This window comes from Streptomyces sp. NPDC059696, from assembly GCF_042733745.1.
Lineage (GTDB): Bacteria > Actinomycetota > Actinomycetes > Streptomycetales > Streptomycetaceae > Streptomyces.
Window position 1 is genome coordinate 79,351 of record NZ_JBHWFG010000031.1, and the last position, 23,534, is coordinate 102,884.

General features: G+C 72.4%; 20 protein-coding genes and 1 pseudogene. 10 read left to right on the forward strand and 11 right to left on the reverse strand.

The window, feature by feature from the left end; genetic code table 11:
- Positions 1-29: 29 nt before the first annotated feature.
- Positions 30-1,055: an ATP-dependent 6-phosphofructokinase gene (locus ACFV20_RS28720; RefSeq protein ID WP_385661525.1), complete on the forward strand. Its 1,026-nt coding sequence runs from the start codon at positions 30-32 to the stop codon at positions 1,053-1,055.
- 127 nt (positions 1,056-1,182) lie between these two features.
- Here the strand turns inward: ACFV20_RS28720 and ACFV20_RS28725 are convergent, their stop codons facing one another.
- A complete protein-coding gene (locus ACFV20_RS28725) occupies positions 1,183-1,935 on the reverse strand; it encodes a helix-turn-helix domain-containing protein (protein WP_385661527.1) in 753 nt (250 codons plus the stop codon).
- A gap of 210 nt (positions 1,936-2,145) precedes the next feature.
- On the opposite strand from ACFV20_RS28725, the gene ACFV20_RS28730 reads away from it, so the two are divergent.
- The gene (locus ACFV20_RS28730; RefSeq protein WP_385661578.1) at positions 2,146-2,571 is read left to right on the forward strand and encodes a PPOX class F420-dependent oxidoreductase; all 426 of its coding nucleotides are present in this window, start codon (positions 2,146-2,148) and stop codon (positions 2,569-2,571) included.
- Between the two features lie 42 nt (positions 2,572-2,613).
- Here the strand turns inward: ACFV20_RS28730 and ACFV20_RS28735 are convergent, their stop codons facing one another.
- Together ACFV20_RS28735 and ACFV20_RS28740 are read right to left on the reverse strand one after the other, a co-directional pair.
- Positions 2,614-3,303 carry a response regulator gene (locus tag ACFV20_RS28735; RefSeq protein WP_385661530.1) on the reverse strand — a complete coding sequence of 230 codons (690 nt, stop codon included), beginning with the start codon at positions 3,301-3,303 and terminating at the stop codon, positions 2,614-2,616.
- A complete protein-coding gene (locus ACFV20_RS28740) occupies positions 3,300-4,973 on the reverse strand; it encodes an ATP-binding protein (protein ID WP_385661533.1) in 1,674 nt (557 codons plus the stop codon). Before ACFV20_RS28740 ends, ACFV20_RS28735 begins: the two co-directional genes overlap by 4 nt.
- 198 nt (positions 4,974-5,171) lie before the next feature.
- Between ACFV20_RS28740 and ACFV20_RS28745 the strand changes: the two genes are divergently transcribed.
- Positions 5,172-6,569: a cation:dicarboxylate symporter family transporter gene (locus ACFV20_RS28745; RefSeq protein WP_385661535.1), complete on the forward strand. Its 1,398-nt coding sequence runs from the start codon at positions 5,172-5,174 to the stop codon at positions 6,567-6,569.
- Positions 6,570-6,651: 82 nt separating this feature from the next.
- Here ACFV20_RS28745 and ACFV20_RS28750 read toward each other — a convergent pair whose 3' ends face one another.
- Positions 6,652-7,266: a TetR/AcrR family transcriptional regulator gene (locus ACFV20_RS28750; protein ID WP_385661538.1), complete on the reverse strand. Its 615-nt coding sequence runs from the start codon at positions 7,264-7,266 to the stop codon at positions 6,652-6,654.
- Positions 7,267-7,375: 109 nt separating this feature from the next.
- Here ACFV20_RS28750 and ACFV20_RS28755 point away from each other — a divergent pair, with 109 nt between their 5' ends.
- The 5 genes and pseudogenes from ACFV20_RS28755 (at position 7,376) to ACFV20_RS28775 (ending at position 12,628) form a co-directional block, all read left to right on the forward strand.
- Positions 7,376-9,049, forward strand: a complete 1,674-nt coding sequence (locus tag ACFV20_RS28755; protein WP_385661540.1) for a DHA2 family efflux MFS transporter permease subunit — start codon at positions 7,376-7,378, stop codon at positions 9,047-9,049.
- A gap of 237 nt (positions 9,050-9,286) precedes the next feature.
- Positions 9,287-9,436: pseudogene (locus ACFV20_RS28760) on the forward strand (Lrp/AsnC ligand binding domain-containing protein); the annotation flags it as partial.
- Between the two features lie 29 nt (positions 9,437-9,465).
- Positions 9,466-9,894 carry a MerR family transcriptional regulator gene (locus ACFV20_RS28765; protein WP_385661542.1) on the forward strand — a complete coding sequence of 143 codons (429 nt, stop codon included), beginning with the start codon at positions 9,466-9,468 and terminating at the stop codon, positions 9,892-9,894.
- Positions 9,888-10,214 (forward strand): thioredoxin family protein, encoded by a 327-nt coding sequence (locus ACFV20_RS28770; protein ID WP_385661543.1) that lies wholly within the window; start codon positions 9,888-9,890, stop codon positions 10,212-10,214. Before ACFV20_RS28765 ends, ACFV20_RS28770 begins: the two co-directional genes overlap by 7 nt.
- A gap of 182 nt (positions 10,215-10,396) precedes the next feature.
- Positions 10,397-12,628 (forward strand): HelD family protein, encoded by a 2,232-nt coding sequence (locus ACFV20_RS28775; protein ID WP_385661580.1) that lies wholly within the window; start codon positions 10,397-10,399, stop codon positions 12,626-12,628.
- A gap of 37 nt (positions 12,629-12,665) precedes the next feature.
- On the opposite strand, the gene ACFV20_RS28780 is transcribed toward ACFV20_RS28775, so the two are convergent.
- The 3 genes from ACFV20_RS28780 to ACFV20_RS28790 all read right to left on the reverse strand — a co-directional run bounded on the left by ACFV20_RS28780 (position 12,666) and on the right by ACFV20_RS28790 (position 14,604).
- Positions 12,666-13,076 (reverse strand): hypothetical protein, encoded by a 411-nt coding sequence (locus ACFV20_RS28780; RefSeq protein WP_385661545.1) that lies wholly within the window; start codon positions 13,074-13,076, stop codon positions 12,666-12,668.
- Complete coding sequence (locus ACFV20_RS28785; protein ID WP_385661547.1) at positions 13,073-13,471, reverse strand: hypothetical protein; 399 nt, start codon at positions 13,469-13,471, stop codon at positions 13,073-13,075. The genes ACFV20_RS28780 and ACFV20_RS28785 overlap by 4 nt, the downstream gene beginning before the upstream one ends.
- A gap of 188 nt (positions 13,472-13,659) precedes the next feature.
- Complete coding sequence (locus ACFV20_RS28790) at positions 13,660-14,604, reverse strand: LysR family transcriptional regulator (RefSeq protein WP_385661550.1); 945 nt, start codon at positions 14,602-14,604, stop codon at positions 13,660-13,662.
- A gap of 117 nt (positions 14,605-14,721) precedes the next feature.
- Here ACFV20_RS28790 and ACFV20_RS28795 point away from each other — a divergent pair, with 117 nt between their 5' ends.
- A complete protein-coding gene (locus ACFV20_RS28795) occupies positions 14,722-15,642 on the forward strand; it encodes a zinc-binding dehydrogenase (protein ID WP_385661553.1) in 921 nt (306 codons plus the stop codon).
- Complete coding sequence (locus ACFV20_RS28800) at positions 15,639-16,631, forward strand: alpha/beta hydrolase family protein (protein WP_385661556.1); 993 nt, start codon at positions 15,639-15,641, stop codon at positions 16,629-16,631. Before ACFV20_RS28795 ends, ACFV20_RS28800 begins: the two co-directional genes overlap by 4 nt.
- 37 nt (positions 16,632-16,668) lie before the next feature.
- On the opposite strand, the gene glgB is transcribed toward ACFV20_RS28800, so the two are convergent.
- The 4 genes from glgB to ACFV20_RS28820 all read right to left on the reverse strand — a co-directional run.
- Positions 16,669-19,686, reverse strand: coding sequence for a 1,4-alpha-glucan branching enzyme (glgB, locus tag ACFV20_RS28805; protein ID WP_385661558.1), 3,018 nt, complete (start codon positions 19,684-19,686; stop codon positions 16,669-16,671).
- A 30-nt stretch (positions 19,687-19,716) separates the two neighbouring features.
- Positions 19,717-21,159, reverse strand: coding sequence for a maltokinase (locus ACFV20_RS28810; RefSeq protein ID WP_385661561.1), 1,443 nt, complete (start codon positions 21,157-21,159; stop codon positions 19,717-19,719).
- A 191-nt stretch (positions 21,160-21,350) separates the two neighbouring features.
- A complete protein-coding gene (gene treS, locus ACFV20_RS28815; RefSeq protein ID WP_385661563.1) occupies positions 21,351-23,051 on the reverse strand; it encodes a maltose alpha-D-glucosyltransferase in 1,701 nt (566 codons plus the stop codon).
- Positions 23,048-23,534, reverse strand: a 487-nt coding sequence (locus tag ACFV20_RS28820; RefSeq protein ID WP_385661565.1) for a DUF3459 domain-containing protein, incomplete at its 5' end; no start/stop codon positions are given. The genes treS and ACFV20_RS28820, both read right to left, overlap by 4 nt.

Below are 23,534 nucleotides of genomic sequence, written 5' to 3' on the forward strand. Positions count from 1 at the left end.
TGTCAACAGCGAGCAGGAGACACAGCACGATGCGTATCGGAGTTCTCACCGCAGGCGGCGACTGCCCCGGCCTGAACGCCGTGATCCGGTCGGTCGTGCACCGGGCGGTCGACCACTACGGCGACGAGGTCATCGGCTTCGAGGACGGGTACGCCGGTCTGCTGGACGGCCGCTTCCGCAGCCTCGACCTGGAGTCCGTCAGCGGCATCCTGGCCCGCGGCGGCACCATCCTCGGGTCGTCCCGGCTGGAGCGGGACCGGCTGCGTGAGGCCTGCGAGAACGCCTCCGACATGATCCACGAGTTCGGCATCGACGCGCTGATCCCGATCGGCGGCGAGGGCACGCTGACGGCCGCCCGCATGCTGAGCGACGCGGGCCTGCCCGTCGTGGGCGTCCCGAAGACGATCGACAACGACATCTCCTCCACGGACCGCACCTTCGGTTTCGACACCGCTGTGGGTGTCGCCACCGAGGCGATGGACCGGCTGAAGACCACTGCCGAGTCCCACCAGCGGGTGATGGTCGTGGAGGTCATGGGCCGGCACGCGGGCTGGATCGCCCTGGAGTCCGGCATGGCGGCCGGTGCGCACGGCATCTGTCTGCCGGAGCGGCCCTTCGACCCGGCCGACCTCGTGAAGATGGTCGAGGAGCGCTTCTCCCGGGGCAAGAAGTTCGCGGTGGTCTGCGTCGCCGAGGGCGCCCACCCCGCCGAGGGCTCCATGGACTACAACAAGGGCGCCATAGACAAGTTCGGTCACGAGCGCTTCCAGGGCATCGGCACCGCCCTCGCCCACGAGCTGGAGCGACGGCTCGGCAAGGAGGCCAAGCCGGTCATCCTCGGCCACGTCCAGCGCGGTGGTGTGCCGACCGCCTACGACCGGGTGCTCGCCACGCGGTTCGGCTGGCACGCGGTGGAGGCGGCGCACCAGGAGCAGTTCGGCATGATGACCGCCCTGCGCGGGACGGACATCGTGATGGTCCCGCTCGCCGAGGCCGTGACCGAGCTGAAGACGGTGCCCAAGGACCGCATGGACGAGGCCGAGTCGGTCTTCTGACGGCCTCCGGGCCGGTTCTCCGGTCGGCTTCCGGGTTCCAGCCGGTCTCCGGGCCGGTTCTCCACCCGGCTTCCGGCCCGCTTCTCCAGCCGGCTTCCGGGATCCAGCCGGTCTCCGGGGCGGTTCTCTAGCCGGTCTCCGGGCCGGTGTCGTCCTGGAGCTTCGTCCAGAAGTGCTCCACGATCCGGTCCAGGAACTCCTGACCGGCACCGCCCGCGTCGCCCCTGCCGCCGCCCCAGCTGAGGGTAGCGGCCATATGGCCCTGATAGTCCTCGTGCAGACCCTGCAGGGCGGCCTCGAGGAACCGGCGGTCCAGGGGCACCAGCTTGGCCACCGGGCGGACATAGGCCTGCCAGCGGGTCGTGGCCGCGCTGCGCAGCAGACCGCCCAGCTTGGCGTCACGGCCGGTGACGGACACGAAGTCGGGCAGCGTGAGCCCGAGCAGCTCGGCGAGGGCGCCGGCCTGGCGTTCCGTGCCGCGCCAGGTGTCGGTCTCCTCCATGCGCAGGTACGCGTGCACGTCGTGCCCAACGGTCCGGGCCACGTCCTCCGGGGCGAGGCAGCGGGCGATGCGGTGTTCGCGCAGGGTGCGCGGTCTGCCGATCAGTTCGGCGGGCGAGCACCACAGCACGCCCGCCAGCGCGGTGAGTTCGGAGCCGCTCGGGGCGGCGGCCCCGCGTTCCCAGGCCATCACGTGATCCGGGGTGATGTGGGGATGCCCGTACGAGATGCGCATGCCGTGGGCGACGTGTTCGGGCGCCATGCCGAGGGCCGCGCGCAGCCGACGGGCAGCGGGGGCGTTGAACGGCGGGGGCGTGGGAGCGGCCTGCGCGGGGAGAGGGGAAGAGGGCTGGTTCGGTCGGGCTGAAGGTCGGCGCACGGCTCACAAGCTAGGACGGCCGGAACACACTGACTACGGTCTGTTCGGCCAGGATCACGGATTGTAGGAAGCTACGGCTACCGGCGGGTTCGACCGGGGCTGAAGATCGTCTGTCGGGCGGGGCGCCGGCCGCGCGAGGATGGCGCCGGGTCCGGTGATCACGGGCCCGGAAAGGCGGTGCCCCTCGTGAACGGCAAGCTCAACGGGCATATGCGCGAGCGTCTCCTCGCGCCGAACTTCTGGCACCTGGCGACAGTCGGGGCGGACGGGGCACCTCAGGTGTCGCCCATGTGGGCGGACATCGAAGGGGAGTACGTCATGGTCAACACCTCGGTCGGGCGGGTGAAGGAGGAGAACCTGCGGCGCAATCCATACGTTTCGCTGTCCCATCACGACCCCGTGAACCCGTACGACCGCGCGGAGATCCGGGGCAGGGTCGTCCGGTTCGTGGAGGGCGAGGACGCGGAGCGGGCGATGGACCGGCTGGCGCGCAAGTACCTCGGCGAGGACCGGTACCCGTGGCTGCTGCCGGGCGAGCGCCGGGTGATGCTGCTGATCGAGCCGACGCGGGTGCGCAGACTGGAGGGCGTCGAGCCGTTCCGCCCGGGCGTCCTGCCGGAGGAGCCGGCCGGCTGAGCCGTCCGGCCGGGCAGCGGATCACGGCCGGCCGGCGGGCCGTCACACCCCCGAGACCCAGCGGTACTGCAACTCCGGCCGGCCCACCGTGCCGTACTGCGGGCGGCGTGCGGCGCGGCCCGCGTCGACCAGGTGCTCCAGATAACGGCGGGCCGTGATGCGGGAGATGCCCACGGTCTCCGCGACACCGGCGGCCGTCAGGCCCTCGGCGCTGTCGCGCAGGGCCACCGTCACCCGCTCCAGCGTCGGAGCGCTCAGTCCCTTGGGCAGCGCGGCCGGACCCGGTGCGCGCAGAGCCGCGAGCGCCCGGTCCACCTCGTCCTGGCCGCTCGCCTCGCCGACCGCCGCGTGGAACTCCGCGTACCGCACGAGGCGGTCGCGCAGGGTCGCGAAGGTGAAGGGCTTCAGGACGTACTGCACGACGCCGAGCGAGACGCCCTCGCGGACGACGGCCAGGTCGCGTGCCGACGTCACCGCTATCACGTCCGCGTGATGGCCGGCCGCCCTGAGGGACCGGGCCAGGTGCAGCCCGTGCACGTCGGGCAGGTGCAGATCGAGCAGGAGGAGGTCCACCGGGGTGCGCTCCAGGACCCGGCGGGCCTCCGCGCCCGAGTGCGCCTTGCCCACGGCCGTGAACCCCGGCACCCGGCCGACGTACAGGACGTGCGCGTCGGCGGCGACCGGGTCGTCCTCCACGACCAGGACCCGGATGGCCTTCTCGCTGCCCGTCATGCGTCGCCTCCAGCGCCTCTGACCGCCGGGGCGGCCCCGGAGGGCACGCTGCCCGCCGGCGTCCCCGGCTCCCGCAGCGGCAGCCGTACCTCGAACTCCGCCCCGCCCCCGTCGGCCTCCGCGACCGTCAGGGAGCCCCCGTGCCGCTGGGCCGCCTGCCGGACGAGCGCCAGACCCAGGCCCCGCCCGCCGGGGCCCGCCGGCTTCGTCGAGAAGCCGCGCTGGAAGACCGCCTCCGCGTGCTCGGGGTCCACGCCCGGGCCCGTGTCCGAGACCCGCAGCACCAGCTCCGGGACGTCGCCCCCGCCGCGGGTGTACGCCGCCACCGTCACCCGGGCCCGCGCGCTGCCCTGTGCCGCGTCCACGGCGTTGTCGATGAGGTTGCCGAGGATGGTCACCAGGTCCCGGGCCGGCAGGGTCTCGGGCAGCAGGCCGTCGTCCAGGCTGCTGTCCTCCGAGACCATCAGCTCCACGCCCCGCTCGTTCGCCTGCGCCGTCTTGCCCAGCAGCAGCGCCGCCAGCACCGGTTCGCTCACCGCCGCCACGACCTGGTCGGTCAGGGCCTGCGCCAGCTCCAGCTCCGCCGTCGCGAAGTCCACCGCTTCCTCCGCCCGGCCCAGCTCGATCAGTGACACGACGGTGTGCAGCCGGTTGGCCGCCTCGTGCGCCTGGGAGCGCAGCGCCTGAGTGAAACCCCGCTCGGAGTCCAACTCGCCCATCAGTGACTGGAGTTCGGTGACATCGCGCAGGGTGACGACGGTCCCGCGCCGCTCACCGCCCGACACCGGCGAGGTGTTGATCACCAGCACCCGGGACGCCGTCAGATGCACCTCGTCCACGCGCGGTTCCGAGGCGAGCAGGGCACCCGTCAGCGGGGCCGGCAGCCCCAGTTCGGCCACCGACCGGCCCACCACGTCCCCGGTCACGCCGAGCAGCTCCCGGCCTCCGTCGTTGATCAGCGCCACGCGGTACTGCCCGTCCAGCATCAGCAGCCCCTCGCGCACGGCGTGCAGGGCGGCCTGATGGTAGTCGTGCATCCGGCTGAGCTCGGTCGCGTTCATGCCGTGGGTGTGGCGGCGCAGCCGGGCGTTGATGACGTACGTGCCGACCGCGCCCAGCGCCAGCGCGCCGGCCGCCACGCCGAGCAGGGCCGTCAGCTGGTCCTGGACCCGCTGGGTGATCTGCTCGACCCGGATCCCCGCGCTGACCAGCCCGACCACCCTGCCGCCGTCCCGGATCGGGGTGACCGCGCGGACCGACGGGCCGAGCGTGCCCGTGTAGGTCTCGGTGAAGGTCTCGCCCTTCAGGGCCCGCTCGGTGTGCCCCCGGAAGGTCTGGCCGATCTGCCGCGGGTCGGGGTGCGTCCAGCGGATGCCCCGCGGATCCATGATCGTGATGAAGTCGACCTCGGTGTCCCGCATCACCTTCAGCGCGTACGGCTGGAGCTCGGCGGTCGGGTCGGGGGCGCGGGTCGCCGCCTGCACCGACGGCGAATCGGCCACCGAGCGGGCTACGGCCCTGGCCTGGCGCGTCGCCGCCTCCTCGGCCTGGCTGCGGTCGCTGACGTAGGAGAACAGCGCGTATCCGGCCACGACGACCGCTATCAGCACGGCCTGCATGGCGAAGAGCTGGCCCGCCAGACTGCGGGGGCCGGGGACGGTGAAGCGCATGCCGTCAGTCTGCACCGTGGCCGATTGTGAACTAAATGAACGGAAGGGTGACCGCGCTCACAGAGAACGACATAGTCACGGCATTCCCCATAACGCATCTCCGGGGGTTCCGCTCGGTGTTTCCCGAGTTCTCCCGGAGTCTCCCCGGACGTGAGCCGCACGCCGGTGATGCCGACGACGTCGTCAAGGAGGGCCGCCGTGACCAGCGCAGCCGATACGGCACCTGCCGCACGCCAACCCAAGCGGGACCGCACGCACTACCTGTACATCGCGGTGATCATCGCGGTCGCCGCCGGTATCGCGGTGGGCCTGGCCGCGCCGGACTTCGCTGTCGGGCTGAAGCCGATCGGCACCGGGTTCGTGGCGCTGATCAAGATGATGATCTCGCCGATCATCTTCTGCACGATCGTGCTGGGCATCGGCTCGGTGCGCAAGGCCGCGAAGGTCGGCGCCGTGGGCGGTATCGCCCTGGGCTACTTCATGGTCATGTCGCTGGTCGCGCTGGGCATCGGTCTGGTCGTCGGCAACATCCTGGAGCCGGGTACCGGCCTCGCGGTGACCGACGCGGTCAAGGACGCCGGTCACGCGCAGATCGACTCCGAGGCCAAGGACACCACGGAGTTCCTGCTCGGCATCATCCCGACGACCATCGTCTCCGCCTTCACCAACGAGTCGGTGCTGCAGACGCTGCTGATCGCCCTGCTCGCGGGCTTCGCGCTGCAGGGCATGGGGTCGGCCGGCCAGCCGATCCTGCGCGGCATCGAGCACATCCAGCGGCTCGTCTTCCGCATCCTCGCGATGGTCATGTGGGCCGCCCCGATCGGTGCCTTCGGCGCCATCGCCGCCGTCACCGGCTCCGCGGGCCTCGAGGCGCTCAAGAGCCTCGCCGTGCTGATGCTCGGCTTCTACGTGACCTGTTTCCTGTTCGTCTTCATCGTGCTCGGCGCCCTGCTGCGCGCCATCTCCGGTTTGAACATCTTCTCGCTGTTCAAGTACCTGGGCCGGGAGTTCCTGCTGATCCTGTCCACGTCCTCGTCCGAGTCCGCGCTGCCGCGGCTCATCGCGAAGATGGAGCACCTGGGCGTCAGCAAGCCGGTGGTCGGCATCACCGTCCCGACCGGCTACTCCTTCAACCTCGACGGCACCATGATCTACATGACCATGGCCTCGCTGTTCATCGCCGACGCCATGGGCACGCCGATGTCGATCGGCGAGCAGATCCCGCTGCTGCTCTTCCTGCTGGTCGCCTCCAAGGGCGCCGCCGGTGTCACCGGCGCCGGCCTCGCGACCCTGGCCGGTGGTCTGCAGTCGCACAAGCCGGCCATGGTCGACGGCATCGGCCTGATCGTCGGCATCGACCGCTTCATGAGCGAGGCCCGCGCGCTGACCAACTTCGCCGGCAACGCCGTGGCCACCGTGCTGATCGGCACCTGGACCAAGGAGATCGACAAGGACCGCGTGCACCAGGTCCTCGCCGGTTCGCTGCCCTTCGACGAGAAGACGCTGCTGGACGACCACCACGGCGGCCCGGCGGAGGACCCGGCCGAGGCCGGGGTGGCCGAGCAGGGCGGCGAGAAGGAGCTGGCGAAGGCCTGACGGCCGCGCAGCCCCTCACAGAACCCGGGCGGCTGGGTGTCCCCCCGTCGCTCAGCCGCCCGGTCCACAGCACACAGACGGATCAAGCGTTCAGCTTCGCCACCAGCTCGGTGGCCTTCGAGGCGGGCACGCCCGCCGCGGTCAGTACGGTGACCGCGGCGCAGCGGCCCGCCTCCTGTGCTGCCAGCAGCCCGTCGTTCACCGCCTCCATCACCGCGAACAGCATCTGTTCGTGCACGTACGCCAGAGCCGGGGCCGGCAGCGGCGAGCTGAAGACCTCGTCGTCCAGCCCGCGCTGCAACAGGCCGACGCTCTCCTCCCTGACCGGCGCGAGCCGCTCGCGGATGCCCTGCATGGTGACCGTGCGCTGGGCGAGCGCCACCAGCAGCCGGTAGCGGTCCGCGATCTCCCACACCGCCAGGACCGAACGCGCCACCGCCTCGGCCGGCTCCCGCACGTCCTCGCGGCCCGCCGCGTGCGCGGCCGACAGCGCCTCGACGGCCTCGTCGACGAGCGTGCTGATCAGCGCCTCGCGGCTCGGGAAGTGCCCGTACACCGTCCGCCGTACGACGCCCGCGGCCCGTGCGATCTGGTCCATCGAGGCGTCGGGGTCGCGCAGCAGCTCGGCGAGGGCCACGTCGAGGATGCGGCGGCGGTTGGCGTCGGCGCGGCTGGTTCCCGTGGTCATGGACGTCATTGTGCCCCTCCCGGATTGAGTTGCACAGTGCTGTGCAACGGCGTAGATTGCACAGCGTTGTGTAAATGCACACCCATGTGCAACCCCCGTCGGGAAGGCGACCCCTGCGATGCGACTCGTCATGAACCAACCGGCCGAGAGGATGGACCGCCCCTACGCACGCCGCTGGTGGGCGCTCCTGGTGCTCTGCCTCAGCCTGCTGATCATCGTGATGGCCAACACCGCCCTCACCGTCGCCGCGCCCGCCATGACCGAGGACCTCGGTCTGACCAGCGCCGACCTGCAATGGGTGATCGACGGCTACACCGTCCCGTACGCCGCGCTGATGCTGCTGCTCGGCGCGATCGGCGACAAGTACAGCCGCCGGGGCGCGCTCGTCCTCGGACTGGTCGTCTTCGCGGGCGGCTCCGTCTTCGGCTACCTCGCCGACAGCGCCACGACCGTCATCGCCGCCCGGGCCGTGATGGGCGCCGGCGCCGCGATGATCATGCCGGCCACGCTGTCCCTGCTCGCCGCGACCTTCCCGCGCGCTGAGCGGGCCAGGGCCATCACCCTGTGGACCGCCACGGCCGGGCTCGCCATCGCGGCCGGACCGCTGGTCGCCGGGGCGCTGCTGGAGGACCACGGCTGGTCGTCGACGTTCCTCATCAACGTCCCCGTCGCGGTCGTGGCCCTGGTCGGCGCCTTCGTCCTCGTACCGCCGTCCAAGGCCGCGGAGCGGGGGCGCATCGACTACGGCGGCGGACTGCTGTCGGTGGTGTGGATCGCCGCACTGGTCTACATGATCATCGAGGGACCGCACTTCGGCTGGGGCGTCAAGGCCGTCACCGCCGCGGTCGTCGCCGGAGCCGGACTCGTCGCCTTCGTCCTGTGGGAGCTCCGCCACCCGCGCCCGCTGCTCGACGTCCGCCGCTTCACCGACCGCGGCTTCGCCGGCTCCAACCTCGCCGTCGCCCTGTTCTTCCTGGCGGTCTTCGGCGCCTTCTACTACCTGACCCAGCACCTGCAGTTCGTCCTCGGCTACGACGCCCTGGACACGGGACTGCGCATGCTGCCGCTGGCGGGTGCCGTGTTCGTGGGCGCCGCCCTCACCGGCCTGCTGACGCCCCGCGTCGGCATGAAGTGGACCGTCACGGCCGGCATGGTCGGCGGCACGGCGGCCCTGGCGCTGCTCACCCGCGTCGACGCCGGCTCCTCGTACGGCGACCTCGTCGCGCCCCTCGTCGTCCTCGGCCTCTCGATCGGGCTCGCCCTGTCGCCCTGCACCGACGCCATCATGGGGGCCTTCCCGGAGTCGAAGCTCGGCGTCGGCGGCGCGGTGAACGACACGTCGCTGGAGCTCGGCGGCTCGCTCGGCATCGCCATCCTCGGTTCGCTGCTGGCGACCTCGTACTCCGGCCACCTCTCGGACGCGACGGCCGGCAGCAAGCTCCCCGCTTCCTCCCTGTCCACGGCCCAGGACTCCGTCGGCGCCGGGTACGCCGTCGCCCACGGCATCGGTGACAAGGCACGGCAGCTCACCGAGCAGGCCGCGCACACCGGTGACCCCCAGCAGGCGGAGCGGCTGCGGGCGCAGGCCGAGCAACTCGGCGGCGGCGCGCGGCAGATGGCCGACGCGGTCGGATCCGCGTTCTCCGACGCGGTCGCGCACACCAGCCTGATCGGGGCCGTGATCCTGGGCGTCGGCACGCTGGTGGTGGCGCTGCTGCTGCCCGGGCGGCGCAAGACGGAGGAGGAGACCGTCGAGGAGAACCAGGAGCTGGAGCCCGCGGGAACCCGCTAGGACGACGCGCGACCGTGACGCCACCGCCGAGGTGCGGCCGGCGTCACGATCGCGCGCGGCGCGGGGCCGGCCCGGCCGGCGTCACGCTCGTACGGGGCCCGGGGCCGGGTTCTCACCGGTGTCACTGTCGTGCGGGGCCCGAGCCGGGTCTTCACCGGTGTCCCTTTCGTCCGGGGCCCGGACTCGCCCGGTCGGTGTCACTGTCGTGCGGGGCCTGGACGCGCCCGGTCGGTGTCACTGCTCGGGGAGGACTGCTGGATCCTCAAAGTCGCGGTGCGCGACACCGTCCACCTGGAGGAGGTCCTGGAGGCCGTCTCCGCGCTGGGCCGCACCACCACGTCGATCGTGCTGACCTCCCCGGTGGAGCGGAAGCCGCTGTTGCCTTGACGCCGGGGTCAAAGATTACGTTCGACCGCATGCGAATCGGCGAGCTGGCCGCACGGGCCGGGACCACGACGCGGACGCTGCGGTACTACGAGGCGCGGGGGCTGCTGCCCGCGCGGCGCACCGGCAACGGTTACCGGACCTACGACGAGAGCGATCTGCGCCTGCTGCGGCAGATCAGGACGCTCCAGGACTTCGGGTTCGACCTGGAGGAGACACGCCCGTTCGTGGAGTGCCTGCGCGCCGGACACCCCGAGGGCGACTCGTGCCCGGCGTCGCTCGCGGTCTACCGGCGCAAGCTGGGCGAGCTCGACGCGCTGATCGGCCAGCTGACCGGCGTACGGGACACCGTCGCGCGGCAGTTGGAGCGCGCCGAGCAGGCCCGGGCCGAGCTGGCCGCCGAGGCGGAGGTTCCGGGCGGTCCGGAACCCGTGTGCGAGCTGGGAGGGGACACATGGTGACCGGCGTGACGGATGTGACGGACGCGGATTTCGAGGCGGAGGTGATCGGGGCGGAGCTGCCGGTGCTGGTGGAGTTCACCGCCGACTGGTGCCCGCCCTGCCGGCAGATGGGCCCCGTGCTCAAGGCCCTGGCGGCCGAGGAGGGCGACCGACTGAAGGTCGTGCAGCTGGACGTCGACGCCAATCCGGAGACGACCAACGCCTACAAGGTGCTCTCCATGCCGACCTTCATGGTGTTCCGGGGCGGTGAGCCCGTGAAGGCGATGGTCGGGGCCCGGGCCAAGCGGAAGCTGCTCCAGGAGCTCGCGGAAGTGATCTAGGCGACCCGCCCGAACCCGCCCGGACAACAGGAAATCCCCCGAGCAATTGCGCTCGGGGGATTTCCTTGCGTATATTTGTCTGTTCGTGACTTCAAGTCTATTGAAGTCACAGTGAAGTTCAGTGAGCACAGTATATCCGGGCGGGAGCGGAATTGTCAAACACCGAATTTCCGGACGATGAATTGCGGCAGGAACAGGAATTCATCGACGGGTTGTACGCGCGCGTGGACGCGCTGCGCGGCGACGCCGAGACCTCCGTCACGGACGCGCTCGCGCAGGGCAACACCCCCATGCAGGCCAGACTCGAGCGGGACATCCTCGTCGCCGAGCGCTCCGGGCTGCTCGCCGCGCTGAACGCGGTGGACGGCTCCCTGTGCTTCGGCCGGATCGACCTCACCTCGGGCGTCACCCACCACATCGGCCGCATCGGCCTGCGCACCGACGACGCCGAACGCACCCCCGTCCTCATCGACTGGCGCGCCGACGTCGCCCGCCCCTTCTACCTGGCCACCGGGCACACCCCGATGGGCCTCAGGCGCCGCCGGCACATCGCCACCGACGGCCGCACGGTCACCCACCTGCACGACGAGATCCTCGACCTCGGCGACGAGACCCGCACCGGCCACGAGGACCCCACAGGCGACGCGGTCCTGCTCGCCGCCCTCAACTCGGCGCGCACCGGCCGCATGGGCGACATCGTGCGGACCATCCAGGCCGACCAGGACCGCATCATCCGCGCACCGCACCGCGGCGTCATGGTGGTGGAGGGCGGTCCGGGCACCGGCAAGACGGCCGTCGCCCTGCACCGCGCCGCCTACCTGCTCTACGAGCACCGGGAACTGCTGGCCAAGCGGGCCGTGCTGATCGTCGGGCCCAACCCGGCGTTCCTCGGCTACATCGGCGAGGTGCTGCCCTCCCTCGGGGAGACGGGCGTGCTCCTCGCCACCGTCGGCGAGCTGTTCCCCGGCGTGAAGGCCACCGCGGCCGACCCACCGGAGGCCGCCGCCGTGAAGGGCCGCGCCGCCATGGCCGACGTGCTCGCCGAGGTCGTCCGCGCCCGGCAGGCGCTGCCCGACCCGGTGATCGCCATCGAGCACGACCGCGAGGTCCTCATGCTCGACGACGGCCTGGTCAACGTCGCCCGCGAGCGCACGCGCGCCGCCAAGCTCCCGCACAACGCCGCCCGCGAGCACTTCGAGGGCCACATCCTCAACGCCCTCACCGACCTGTACGCCGAGCGGATCGGCACCGACCCCTTCGACGGATCGAGCCTGCTCGACCCCAGCGACATCACCCAGATCCGCGACGACCTCGCCGAGAACCCCGAGGTCTGGTCCGCCATCGACCAGCTGTGGCCGCTGCTGACCCCGCAGCGGCTCGTCGCGGACTTCCTCGCCGCGCCCGAGCAGTTCCTGCCCGCCCAGGACGCCGACGCCGTACGCCGCCCGGTGACCCGGCGCTGGACGGTCGCGGACGTGCCGCTGCTCGACGAGGCCGCCGAACTCCTCGGCGACGACGACCGGCTCGCCCGCGACCGCGCCGAGCGTGAGCGGCAGCGGCAGATCGCCTACGCCCAGGGCGTGCTCGACGTGTCCTACGCCTCCCGGACCTACGAGTTCGAGGACAAGGAGGAGGGGGACCCCGAGAGCTCCGAGGTGCTGTCCGCGCACGACATCATCGACGCCGAGCGGTTCGCCGAGCGGCACGAGGAGGACGACCACCGCAGCGCCGCCGAGCGCGCCGCCGCCGACCGCACCTGGGCGTTCGGGCACATCATCGTCGACGAGGCGCAGGAGCTGTCGCCGATGGCGTGGCGGCTGCTGATGCGGCGCAGCCCGACCCGCTCGATGACCCTGGTCGGCGACCCGGCGCAGACCGCGGAGGCGGCCGGGGTCGGGTCCTGGTCCGGCATCCTCGAGCCGTACGTCGAGGACCGCTGGGAGCACACCCGCCTGGGCGTCAACTACCGCACCCCGGCCGAGATCATGGACGTCGCCGCGGCCGTGGTCCGTGCCGAGCACCCGCAGTTCGAGCCGCCCAGCTCGGTCCGCTCCACGGGCGTACGCCCCTGGGCCCGTGCCACCGACGACCTTCCGGGCGCCGTCGCCAAGGCGGTCGGGGAGCTCTCCCCGGACGAGGGCAGGCTCGCGGTGATCGCGCCGCGCGACCTCCACCGCGCCCTCGCGGCCCGGCTGGACGGCGTCACGGCCGGCGCCGAGCCCGATCTCACCCGCCCGGTGGTCCTGCTCGACCCGCGCCAGGCCAAGGGCCTGGAGTTCGACTCCGTCCTCGTGGTCGAGCCCGCCCGGTACGGCACGAGCGACCTGTACGTGGCCCTGACCCGGGCCACCCAGCGGCTGGGTGTGCTCCACACCGGCACACTGCCGAAGCCCCTGGCGGACGCCTTCGCGTAGCGGAGCGGCCCCGTACCCGGCCGGGTACGGGGCCCGCCTACCGCAGGAGCGACCTCGGATGCCGCACCGCGTGCCACAGCCCCGCCCCGAGCGGGACGACGGTCAGCGCGAAGAAGACCCAGAACAGGAACTCGGCCCGGGGCGCGAGGTCGTAGACGGTGCCGTCCTCCCAGACGCAGTAGGCCCGCGGCGGGAACGGGGTCGAGACACCCGTCACCTTCCCACTGCCGATGACGCCCTCGAGGTACGGCTCGCGGGGACACGGGGCGGTCTCCGGGAACAGCACGGGATCGTCCGCCGCCATGATGAACACCCAGGTGAGGGCACCGAGCGGCACCGACCAGAAGACCGTGGTCCGCACCCACAGCGGCAGCAGCGGATGGACGAGCAGCCCCCGCAGCGCGACACAGCCGACGACCAGGACGACGAAGACGGGGAGTAGCGTCATGACGCCACGGCCGCTGTGCGGGCCCGCAGTTCGGTCGCGTAGCCCGCGCCGATGAAGAACAGGGCCGCGGCCAGGGCGAGTGCGGCGCTCGTCCCGTTCATCCAGCCGTAGTCGGAGTCGCTGGAGTAGACGGAGCCGTCGCCGCGGACGCAGTCGAAGCGCAGCGGCAGGTACGAGGACCGGTGGTGGGACAGCCCCTCCCGCGTGGCCTCGTCGAAGCCGTCGCGGCAGGCCGGGGCGGGGATCGAGTCCGCCCCGTCACCGAACGCGTGCTCCGACGCCAGTACGGCGGAGAGCCCCAGCGCGTACACGGCCGCCGCACCCCACGCGGCCGTCGCCGCCGCACGGCGCAGCAGCTGTACCGGCCACGGCTGAGGCCGCCCGGGAAGCGCCATCGCGACGACTCCCGCCCCGGTGACGAGCGCACCGAGGGCACAGACCGATGCGACCGCGAGGCCTGTCAGCACGGCGCCCCCGGGGGGAGCGGAGGAGTGGCGTCCATGCGGCCACCCCACCAGGACCGCACCGGCCGGGCTGTGGCGGAGGCCACTCCTCCCGTCACAGCCGTGTCACAGGGGACGGCTCAACCCGGCTTGCCCGCCGTCGGGTTGCCGGGCGGTTCGGGGAGCCAGTCGCGCCCCGGGTCGTACTCCAGCCACCGGCTGCGCCCCGCCTGCGCGGCCAGGGCCGTGATGAGGACGTCGAGGCCGGGGTGCCCGCCGCCGGCACGCCACACCAGCGACCAGGCGTACAGCGGCGTGGGATCGACCAGCGGGACGGAACGCAGACCCGGCACGTCCGGCAGGGGCACGTCGGCGGGCAGCAGCGAGAAGCGCCGCGGGTCCGCCACCACCTCGGCGAGGAAGCGGTCGAGGCCCAGGTTGAGGGCGGTGGCCGTGGTGGGGATGCCGAAGCGCCGGGCGAACCGGTGGAGGAAGTCCAGCCGGTCCAGTGCCCCGGGCGCCCACAGCACACCATCGCCCAACTGGTCGGGCCGCAGGGCCGGTTCGCCCGCGAGCGGATGGTCCGCGCCGAGCACGGCGTCCACCGGCTCCAGCCGCACCAGGCGGTGGGCCAGCCCGGCGGGCAGCGGAGGGTGCACCCGGCCGAAGGCCGCGTCGATGTCACCACGCAGCAGGGCCGCCGCCACCGACGGCAGATCACGGCCGTGGCCCGGCGCCAGCTCCCCGGCCCGCCCGGCGACCTCGGCCAGGGTCCGCATCGGCGCGTAGAGGTGACCCCAGACATCGACCCGCAGGGGCCGGTCCGTCCCCACGGCCGCCGCGACGGCCGACTCGGCCGCGGCCAGGGCCTGCCGGGCCGGGGCGAGGAAACGCCGGCCCGCCTCCGTGAGCTCGACCGTCCTGCCGCCGCGCCGGAACAGCGCGGTGCCGAGCAGCGACTCGAGCCGCGCGATCCGTTTGGACAGCGCCTGCTGAGTGAGACCGAGCGCGCCCGCCGCCCGCCCGAAGTGCAGTTCCTCGGCGACGCGGACGAAGGCCCGTACCTGCGCCATGTCGAGATCCATGACTCCCCACCCTAGGGCGTGCCCGCACCCCCTGGAGCTCGGGCGACAACCGAACGTTGTCGGCCCGGTCCGTCCGTTGTTGGATCACGGGACGGCCACGGAGGTTGCATGTCCGGCATGCGAAGACTGATCCCCACGGGGGAGGCGGCCCGTCCGGTCGCCTTCGCCGAGGCACCCCCGCCCGTCCCCGAGCCCGACGAGGCACTCGTCAAGGTCGAGGCGTTCGCGCCGAACCGGGGCGAGACGTTCCTCCTCGAACACCCCCGCCCAGGACTGCTGCCCGGCAAGGACCTGGCGGGACTGGTCGTGCAGGCCGCGGCCGACGGATCGGGCCCCGCCATCGGCACCCGTGTGGTGGGACACCCCGCGCAGGGCGGCTGGGCCGAGTACGCCGCCGTGCCCACCCACTCCCTCGCCCCGCTCCCGCACGGCGTCGACAGCGTCCGGGCGGCGGCCCTGCCCCTCGCCGGCATCACCGCCCTGCGTCTGCTGCGCACGGCCGGGCCCCTGGCCGGCACCCGCGTCCTGCTCACCGGCGCCTCCGGCGGGGTCGGCCACTACGTCACCGAACTGGCCGTCGCCGCCGGGGCCGAGCTGACCGCGGTGACGGCCACACCGGAGCGCGGCGAGCGCCTGCGGGAACGGGGCGCGGAGGTGGTGCACGAGGTGGCGGCGGCACAGGGGCCGTTCGACGTCGTGCTGGAGTCCACGGGCGGGCCGGACCTGCCGGCGGCCCTCGCCAGGACCCGGCCGGGCGGCCTGGCCGTCTGGTTCGGCCAGGCGAGCCGCACCCCGGCGACCCTCGACTTCTTCGCACTCCTCGGCGGGCCCGAGCGCGTGACCCTCCGTCACTTCCACTACGCGGGCGCCCCCTACGGCCCCGACCTCACGACACTGGTGCGCCTGGTGGACCAGGGCCGGCTGCACCCGGAGATCGGCCGGACCGCCGACTGGGCGGACACCGCCGGCACGCTGGTCGACCTGCGCGAGCGCCGGATACGCGGCAAGGCCGTCCTGCTGACGGGAGGAACCCGGTGAACGCCTCCGACTTCGCCGCCGCCCAGTGGACCCGCGCCACCGGCGCGGGCGTCGACCCCCACGAGTACCGGCGCGTCACCGCCGCCCTCACCCGTGTCACCGACTGGGGACCGGCCTTCTCACACACCGGACGGGCCTGGGCCGAGCGTGCCGAGCGGGCCGGATCGGCCGTCTCCGCCGGTGAGCACCTGCTGATGTCGGCCCGGTGGTTCCACCTCGCCACGCTCGCCCCCGGCACCGGGGCAGGCCGTGCCGCCGCAGCCGCGGACGAGGCCCTGGCCCGGGCGCTGACCCTGCTGGAGCCCGGTGCGCGGCGCGTCGGCGGAACGGGTTTCACCGGCTGGCTGCGCGGCCCCCGCGACGCCCCGGGCACGGTGATCGTCGTGCCCGGGCTGGACTCGGCCAAGGAGGAGTTCCTGGACCTGACGGCCGCGCTGCTCGCCCGGGGGCTCGCGGTGTTCGCGATGGACGGGCCCGGGCAGGGCGCCCTCGCGGCCACGACCACCCTCACCGCGCACTACGAGCAGGTCATCGGCCGGGTCGTCGACGCCCTCGGCGTCCCGCGTGTAGGGCTGGTCGGCCTCAGCCTGGGCGGCTACTACGCGGCACGGACCGCGGCCCTGGACCCTCGGGTGGCGGCGGCCGCCACCGTCAGCGGCCCCTTCCGCCTCGACTGGGACGAACTGCCCCCGCCGGTGCGGGACATCATGACCCGCCGGGCCGGAGGAGCGGACGCCGCCCGCGCCTTCGCCCGCGGGGTCGATCTGAGCGGCCTGGCACCGCGCATCGCGGCCCCGCTGCTGGTCGTGGACGGCGGCCAGGACGTCATCCCCGGCGTGACGAACGGTGAACCGCTGGCCCGCCTGGCCCCGCACGGCACCTACCTGCCCGTCCCGCACGGCGACCACCTGCTCGGCAACGCGCGCGGTGACTGGCTGTGCCCCCTCGCCGACCACCTCGCGCACACGCTGACGGGAGCGGCGGTGTGAGCCGCTCCCGTCCACGCCGCGCCTCTCGCCCGGCCCCTTACGCCGGCCGCAGCCAGACCGTCGCCAGGGGCGGCAGGGTCAGCCGGATGCTCGCCGGGCGGCCGTGCCAGGCCAGCGGCTCGGGCTTGACCGGGTCGGGGTTGGTGACGTCACTGCCGCCGTAGCGGGCCGCGTCGGTGTTGACGGCCTCGTGCCAGGCGGGGACGTCCTCCGGGACGCCCAGGCGGTAGTCCGGGCGGGTGACCGGCGCGAAGTTGGACACCGCCAGCACCGGCACACCCTCCGGGTCCAGCCGCAGGAACGCGAAGACGTTGTCGTCGGCGGCGTCCCCGACGATCCACTCGAAACCGGCCGGGTCCGTGTCCAGCCGCCACAGCGCCGGGGTCGCCCGGTACACGGTGTTGAGATCGCGCACCAGATCGCGCACCCCGCGGTGGTCGGGCTCGGCCCCGTAGCCCGGGTCCAGCAGCCACCAGTCGGGGCCGTGCGCCTCGGACCACTCGGCGCCCTGGGCGAACTCCTGCCCCATGAACAGCAGTTGCTTGCCCGGATGGGCCCACATGTAGCCCAGGTAGGACCGGACCCCGGCGCGCTGCTGCCACCAGTCGCCGGGCATCTTCGACACCAGGGAACGCTTGCCGTGCACCACCTCGTCGTGCGAGATCGGCAGCACGTAGTTCTCGCTGTAGGCGTACACCATGGAGAAGGTCATCTCGTGGTGGTGGTACTTGCGGTACACCGGCTCGTGGCTCATGTACTGCAACGAGTCGTGCATCCAGCCCATGTTCCACTTCAGCCCGAACCCCAGCCCGCCGAAGCCGCTCGGGCCCTTGTGGTGGGTGGCCCGGGTGACACCGTCCCAGGCGGTGGACTCCTCGGCGATGGTGACCACGCCCGGCACCCTGCGGTACACCGTCGCGTTCATCTCCTGCAGGAACGCCACCGCGTCCAGGTTCTCCCGGCCGCCGTGCTCGTTGGGCGTCCACTGGCCCGGCTCGCGCGAGTAGTCCAGGTACAGCATCGAGGCGACGGCGTCCACGCGCAGCCCGTCGATGTGGAACTCCTCGCACCAGTACACGGCGTTCGCCACGAGGAAGTTGCGCACCTCGTTGCGCCCGAAGTCGAACTCCAGCGTGCCCCAGTCAGGGTGCGCGGCCCGCAGCGGGTCCTCGTGCTCGTACAGCGGACGCCCGTCGAACTCGGCGAGCGCCCAGGCGTCCCGCGGGAAGTGCGCCGGCACCCAGTCCATGAGGACGCCGATGCCCGCCTGGTGCAGCTTGTCGACCAGGTACCGGAAGTCGTCCGGCGTGCCCAGCCGGGCCGTCGGCGCGTAGAAGCCGGTCACCTGATAACCCCAGGAGCCGCCGAACGGATGCTCCGCGACCGGCATCAGCTCGACGTGCGTGAAGCCCAGGTTCTTCACGTACCCGGGCAGCTGCTCGGCGAGCTGGCGGTACGTCAGACCGGGTCGCCAGGACGGCAGATGTACCTCGTACACCGAGAACGGCGCCTCGTGCGCGGGGACTTCGGCGCGCCGGGACAGCCAGTCCGCGTCGCCCCACTCGTACTGCGAGGAGGTGACGACCGACGAGGTCGCGGGCGGCACCTCCGTACGGCGGGCCATCGGGTCGGCGCGCAGCGTCTTCGAACCGTCGGGGCGGGTGATCTCGAACTTGTACAGCTCGCCCTCGCCGATGTCCGGCAGGAACACCTCCCACACCCCGGACGAGCCGAGCGAGCGCATGACGTGCGCGGTGCCGTCCCAGAAGTTGAAGGTGCCGGCCACGCGCACCCCGCGCGCGTTCGGCGCCCACACCGCGAACCGGGTGCCGGTCACGCCCTGGTGGGTCATCGGGTGCGCGCCCAGCGCCGTCCACAGTTCCTCGTGCCGGCCCTCGCCGATCAGATGCAGGTCGAGGTCGCCCAGCGTGGGCAGGAAACGGTACGCGTCCTCGGTCTCCAGGACCGTGCCCTCGTACTCCACGACCAGCCGGTACGCCGGGACCTCCGTCAGCGGCAGCAACCCCGAGAAGAACCCCTCACCGTCGTCGTGCAGCTCGGCCCGCAGCTCCCCGGCGACGACGGTCACCGACAGGGCGTACGGCCGGAACGCCCGGAAGGCGACGCCGCCGGGCACGGGGTGCGCGCCGAGCACGGAGTGCGGGTCGTGGTGCGTGCCGCCGAGCAGCCGCTCCCGGTCCGCCGACCCGACGGCGGGTGCGACGGCGACCTCCATCTCCGGCGGAACGACCTGCGCGCCAGTGGCCGTCCCGCCCGTGGCCGTCCCGCCAGTGGCCGTGCCGGCCGGGGCCGTGCCGCCAGTGGCCGTCCCGCCAGTGGCCGTGCCGGCCGGGGCCGTCTGCGCGGGCGCCTTCTTGACCGCGCGCTTCTCCGGAAGAACCTCCGCGGGCGCCTCGGACGCGGTGGCCTTCTTCGCGAGGGCCTTGGCGGCGGGCGCCTCCTTCACCGCGGCCTTCTTCACCGCGGCCTTCTTCGCCCCTGCCTTTTTCGCAGTCGCCTTTTTCGCGGTCGCCTTCTTCGCCGCGGCCTTCGTGGCGGGGGACTTGGTCGCGGCGGCCTTGGTCGCGGTGGCCTTGGTTGCTGTGGCCTTGGCGGGGGCGGTCTTCTTCGCCGCGGACCCGGCCGCCGTCGCCCCGGCGGCCGTGGCCTTCTCGGCGGCGGTCTTCTTCACGGCCTTCTTGGCCGCAGCCTTCTTCACCGCCGTCTTCTTCACCGCCGCCTTCTTCGCGGCGGCCTTCTTCGCGACCGCCGTCGACTCGGCGGCGGCAGCGGCGGCGGGCTGTTCCGCCGGCGCCTTCCTGGCGGGAGCCTTCGTCGCCGCCTTCTTGGCCACGGTCTTGGCGACGGTGGTCTTGCCGGCGGCCGCCTTCTTCGCGGTCGTCCGCGCGGGAGCCGCCTTCTTCGCCGCTGCCTGTTTCGGCACCGCCGTCTTCTTCGCGGCGCTCTTCTGCTGGGCGGCCGTGGGCTGCTCGGGGATCTTCTCCCCGGCGGTCCCCTTGGGACGCGAACCGCTGGACTCAGGGCGGGGGGTCACGGGCGGAGCCTCCAGGACGAGGGTGGTCGGTCAGGTCAGGTGGCCGGTCGAGGCGAGCCGGTCTATGGCGGCCAGGGGCACCGGCAGCCAGTCGGGGCGGTGCCTGGCCTCGTACACCACCTCGTAGATCGCCTTGTCCGTCTCGTAGGCCCGCAGCAGCACCGGGTCGGTGCGCGGATCGTGGCCGGAGGCCTCCGCGTAGCCCGAGCAGTACGCGGACCGGCAGGTCTCGGCCCAGTCCGGCTGGGGCGGGTCGGCCGAGCGTGCCGCGTAGTCGAAGGACCGCAGCATGCCGGCGACGTCGCGCACCGTCGGCTGCGGCATACGGCGTTCGGCCAGCGGCCGGGCCGGTTCGCCCTCGAAGTCGATCAGCCACCACTCGCCGGACGGCGAGCGCAGGCACTGGCCGAGATGCAGGTCGCCGTGCGCCCGCTGCGCGGTCCAGGTGCGGCCCTCGGCCGCCAGGTCGCCCAGCGCGGTGAACGCCGACCGCAGGCCGCGTGCGTACGGCCGCAGCGCGGGCACGGCATGGACGGCAGCGTCCAGCCGCTCGATCATGCCGTTCACCATCAGCTGGAGCTGTGCGTGACCGAGCGTGACCGTCGGCAACGCCCGGGCCAGCGCGGTGTGCACCTCGGCGGTGGCCCGCCCCAGTGCCCGCGCCTCGGCGCCGAAGTCCTCGCCCTTGGCCAGCTCGCGCAGCGCCAGCTCCCAGCCGTCGGAGGCGCCTTGCAGGAACGGCTGGAGCACACCCAGGACGTACGGCTGGCCGGCGAGGTCCACCGGGCCCGGCGGGACGACCGGATCCGCCGCCGGGTCGATGTCCGCGACCATCCACGCGGTCGGCGCGGGCACCCGGGGGCAGCCCTCGCGGGCCAGCGCGAGCGGCAGCTCCAGATCCGGGTTGACCCCCGGAACGATCCGGCGGAGCAGCTTCAGGATGAACGTATCTCCGTAGACGAGCGATGAGTTGGACTGCTCGGCGGTCACCACGCGCGGTACCAGTCCGGTGCGGATGTCCTGGCCGGGGTCCCGCTCGAAACGCAGCCTGCCGATCCGGGCCCGGGTGCGCAGCGCCTCCAGGAGCAGCTCGGCGGGCCTGGTGTCGTGCAGGGCGTCGTAGACCGGCCGGCCGGCCAGCGGTCCCGTCGGCACGTGTCCGATCAGCGCGGGCGCCAGCCGAGGCGGCAGCGCCTCGCGCACGCCTATCAACAGCTGGTAGCAGTCACCGGGGTGGCCGGGCGCCCCGTGGGTCGCCGCGACGGGCTGGTGGGCGCGGACCAGCAGGTGGTACAGCCCCAGCTTGGACGTGGCCGGGAGCAGCTCGGTGGCCTCGACCAGCGTGAACCCGGTGACCGGCCGTCCCTTGCCCGCGAACCAGCGCTGCCGTGGCAGCCATTCCCGCAGCAGCGGATCCAGGGAGGCAAGAAGGCCGGGCGGGGTGGTGACGGTGCGTGTGACGGCTTCCGACATGGCGTCGCGTCCTTTCACCCATTTGTGGTGCGCCTCCGGTGCCCGTGACCGGCTCCGGACGGCGCCCCTCCGGCTCACGCGGGTGGGCGGGGTGTTACTGATGCGTGCCCCGGGCGGGGCGGAGGAAACGCCCCGCCGCCGGGGTTTGCGGCCCGTCCCGCGGATCGGGCCTCAACAGGCCTCATCAGGCCTCACACGGTCTCCTTGCGGAGCCGGAACCAGTAGAAGCCGTGGCCTCCGAGGGTCAGCAGGTACGGCAGTTCGCCGATGGCGGGGAAGCGCACCCCGCCGAACAGCTCCACCGGGTGCCGCCCCTCGAAGGCGCTCAGGTCCAGCTCGGTGGGCTGTGCGAAACGGGAGAAGTTGTTCACGCACAGCACCAGGTCGTCCTCGTACTCGCGCAGGAACGCCAGCACCGCCGGGTTCGTCGACGGCAGCTCGGTGTACGAGCCGAGCCCGAAGGCCGGGTTCTGCTTGCGGATCTCGATCATGCGGCGGGTCCAGTGCAGCAGCGACGACGGCGAGGCCATGGACGCCTCGACGCTGGTGACCTGGTAGCCGTAGACCGGGTCCATGATCGTGGGCAGGAACAGCCGTCCCGGGTCGCACGAGGAGAACCCGGCGTTGCGGTCGGGCGTCCACTGCATCGGCGTGCGCACGGCGTCGCGGTCGCCGAGCCAGATGTTGTCGCCCATGCCGATCTCGTCGCCGTAGTACAGGATCGGCGAGCCGGGCAGGGCCAGCAGCAGGGCCGTGAACAGCTCGATCTGGTTGCGGTCGTTGTCCAGCAGCGGGGCGAGCCTGCGGCGGATGCCGATGTTGGCGCGCATGCGGGGGTCCTTGGCGTACTCGGCCCACATGTAGTCGCGCTCTTCGTCGGTGACCATCTCGAGCGTGAGCTCGTCGTGGTTGCGCAGGAAGATGCCCCACTGGCAGCCCGAGGGGATGGCCGGCGTCTTGGCCAGGATCTCGGAGACCGGGTAGCGGGACTCGCGCCGCACGGCCATGAAGATGCGCGGCATGACCGGGAAGTGGAAGGCCATGTGGCACTCGTCGCCGCCGCTGGTGTAGTCGCCGAAGTAGTCGACGACGTCCTCGGGCCACTGGTTGGCCTCCGCGAGCAGGACGGTGTCCGGGTACTGGGCGTCGATCTCCTTGCGCACCCGCTTCAGGAAGTCGTGCGTGCGCGGGAGGTTCTCGCAGTTGGTCCCCTCCTGCTGGTACAGGTACGGCACCGCGTCCAGCCGGAACCCGTCGATGCCCAGGTCCAGCCAGAACTTCAGGGCGGAGATCATCTCCTCCTGCACGGCCGGGTTCTCGTAGTTGAGGTCCGGCTGGTGGGAGAAGAACCGGTGCCAGTAGTACTGCTTGCGGACCGGGTCGTAGGTCCAGTTGGAGGCCTCGGTGTCGACGAAGATGATCCGCGCGTCCTGGAACTGCTTGTCGTCGTCGGCCCACACGTAGTAGTCGCCGTAGGGCCCGTCGGGGTCCTTGCGCGACTCCTGGAACCACGGGTGCTGGTCGCTGGTGTGGTTCATGACGAAGTCGATGATGACGCGCATGCCCCGCTGGTGGGCGGCGTCGACGAACTCCACGAAGTCGGCCAGGTCACCGAATTCCGGCAGGACGGCCGTGTAGTCGGAGACGTCGTAGCCGCCGTCGCGCAGCGGCGACTTGAAGAACGGCGGCAGCCACAGGCAGTCGACGCCCAGCCACTGGAGGTAGTCGAGCTTCGCGGTCAGGCCCTTGAGGTCACCGACGCCGTCGCCGTTGCTGTCCTGGAAGGAGCGGACGAGCACCTCGTAGAAGACGGCGCGCTTGAACCACTCCGGGTCACGGTCCCTGGCGGGGGTGTCCTCGAAGGTGTCCTGAACGGGTTCGTTGACGATCATGTTGTGGGTGACCCTCCGATCTCCGGGGTGGACGGTCGCAGGACCGTGAAGACGTGCGCGGGCCGGTGACCCGGTTCGAGGCGCACGTAGTTGGCCCTGCCCCAGTGGTAGGTCTCGCCGGTGAGCTCGTCGCGCACCGGCACCGACTCGTGCCAGTCCAGGCCGAGTTGCGGCATGTCCAACGAGACCGTGGCCTCCTGGGTGTGGTGGGGGTCGAGGTTGGCGACCACCAGAACCGTGTTCGAACCCTTCCGCTTCGAGTAGGCGATCACCGCCTCCTGGTCGGCGTGGTGGAAGTGGAGGTCGCGCAGCTGCTGGAGGGCCGGGTTCTCCCGCCGGACGGTGTTGAGGCGGGTCAGCAGCGGGACGATGCTGCGGCCCTCGCGTCCGGCGTTGTCCCAGTCGCGGTGCCTGAGCTGGTACTTCTCCGAGTCCAGGTACTCCTCGCCGCCCTCCTTCAGCGGGGTGTTCTCGCACAGCTCG

Coding starts and splice junctions, on each gene's coding strand:
- ACFV20_RS28720 (WP_385661525.1), top strand. CDS start 30: ATGCGTATCGGAGTTCTCACCGCAGGCGGCGACTGCCCCGGCCTGAAC.
- ACFV20_RS28730 (WP_385661578.1), top strand. CDS start 2,146: ATGCGCGAGCGTCTCCTCGCGCCGAACTTCTGGCACCTGGCGACAGTC.
- ACFV20_RS28735 (WP_385661530.1), bottom strand. CDS start 3,303: ATGACGGGCAGCGAGAAGGCCATCCGGGTCCTGGTCGTGGAGGACGAC.
- ACFV20_RS28740 (WP_385661533.1), bottom strand. CDS start 4,973: ATGCGCTTCACCGTCCCCGGCCCCCGCAGTCTGGCGGGCCAGCTCTTC.
- ACFV20_RS28750 (WP_385661538.1), bottom strand. CDS start 7,266: ATGACGTCCATGACCACGGGAACCAGCCGCGCCGACGCCAACCGCCGC.
- ACFV20_RS28755 (WP_385661540.1), top strand. CDS start 7,376: ATGCGACTCGTCATGAACCAACCGGCCGAGAGGATGGACCGCCCCTAC.
- ACFV20_RS28765 (WP_385661542.1), top strand. CDS start 9,466: ATGCGAATCGGCGAGCTGGCCGCACGGGCCGGGACCACGACGCGGACG.
- ACFV20_RS28770 (WP_385661543.1), top strand. CDS start 9,888: ATGGTGACCGGCGTGACGGATGTGACGGACGCGGATTTCGAGGCGGAG.
- ACFV20_RS28780 (WP_385661545.1), bottom strand. CDS start 13,076: ATGACGCTACTCCCCGTCTTCGTCGTCCTGGTCGTCGGCTGTGTCGCG.
- ACFV20_RS28785 (WP_385661547.1), bottom strand. CDS start 13,471: ATGGCGCTTCCCGGGCGGCCTCAGCCGTGGCCGGTACAGCTGCTGCGC.
- ACFV20_RS28790 (WP_385661550.1), bottom strand. CDS start 14,604: ATGGATCTCGACATGGCGCAGGTACGGGCCTTCGTCCGCGTCGCCGAG.
- ACFV20_RS28795 (WP_385661553.1), top strand. CDS start 14,722: ATGCGAAGACTGATCCCCACGGGGGAGGCGGCCCGTCCGGTCGCCTTC.
- ACFV20_RS28810 (WP_385661561.1), bottom strand. CDS start 21,159: ATGTCGGAAGCCGTCACACGCACCGTCACCACCCCGCCCGGCCTTCTT.
- treS (WP_385661563.1), bottom strand. CDS start 23,051: ATGATCGTCAACGAACCCGTTCAGGACACCTTCGAGGACACCCCCGCC.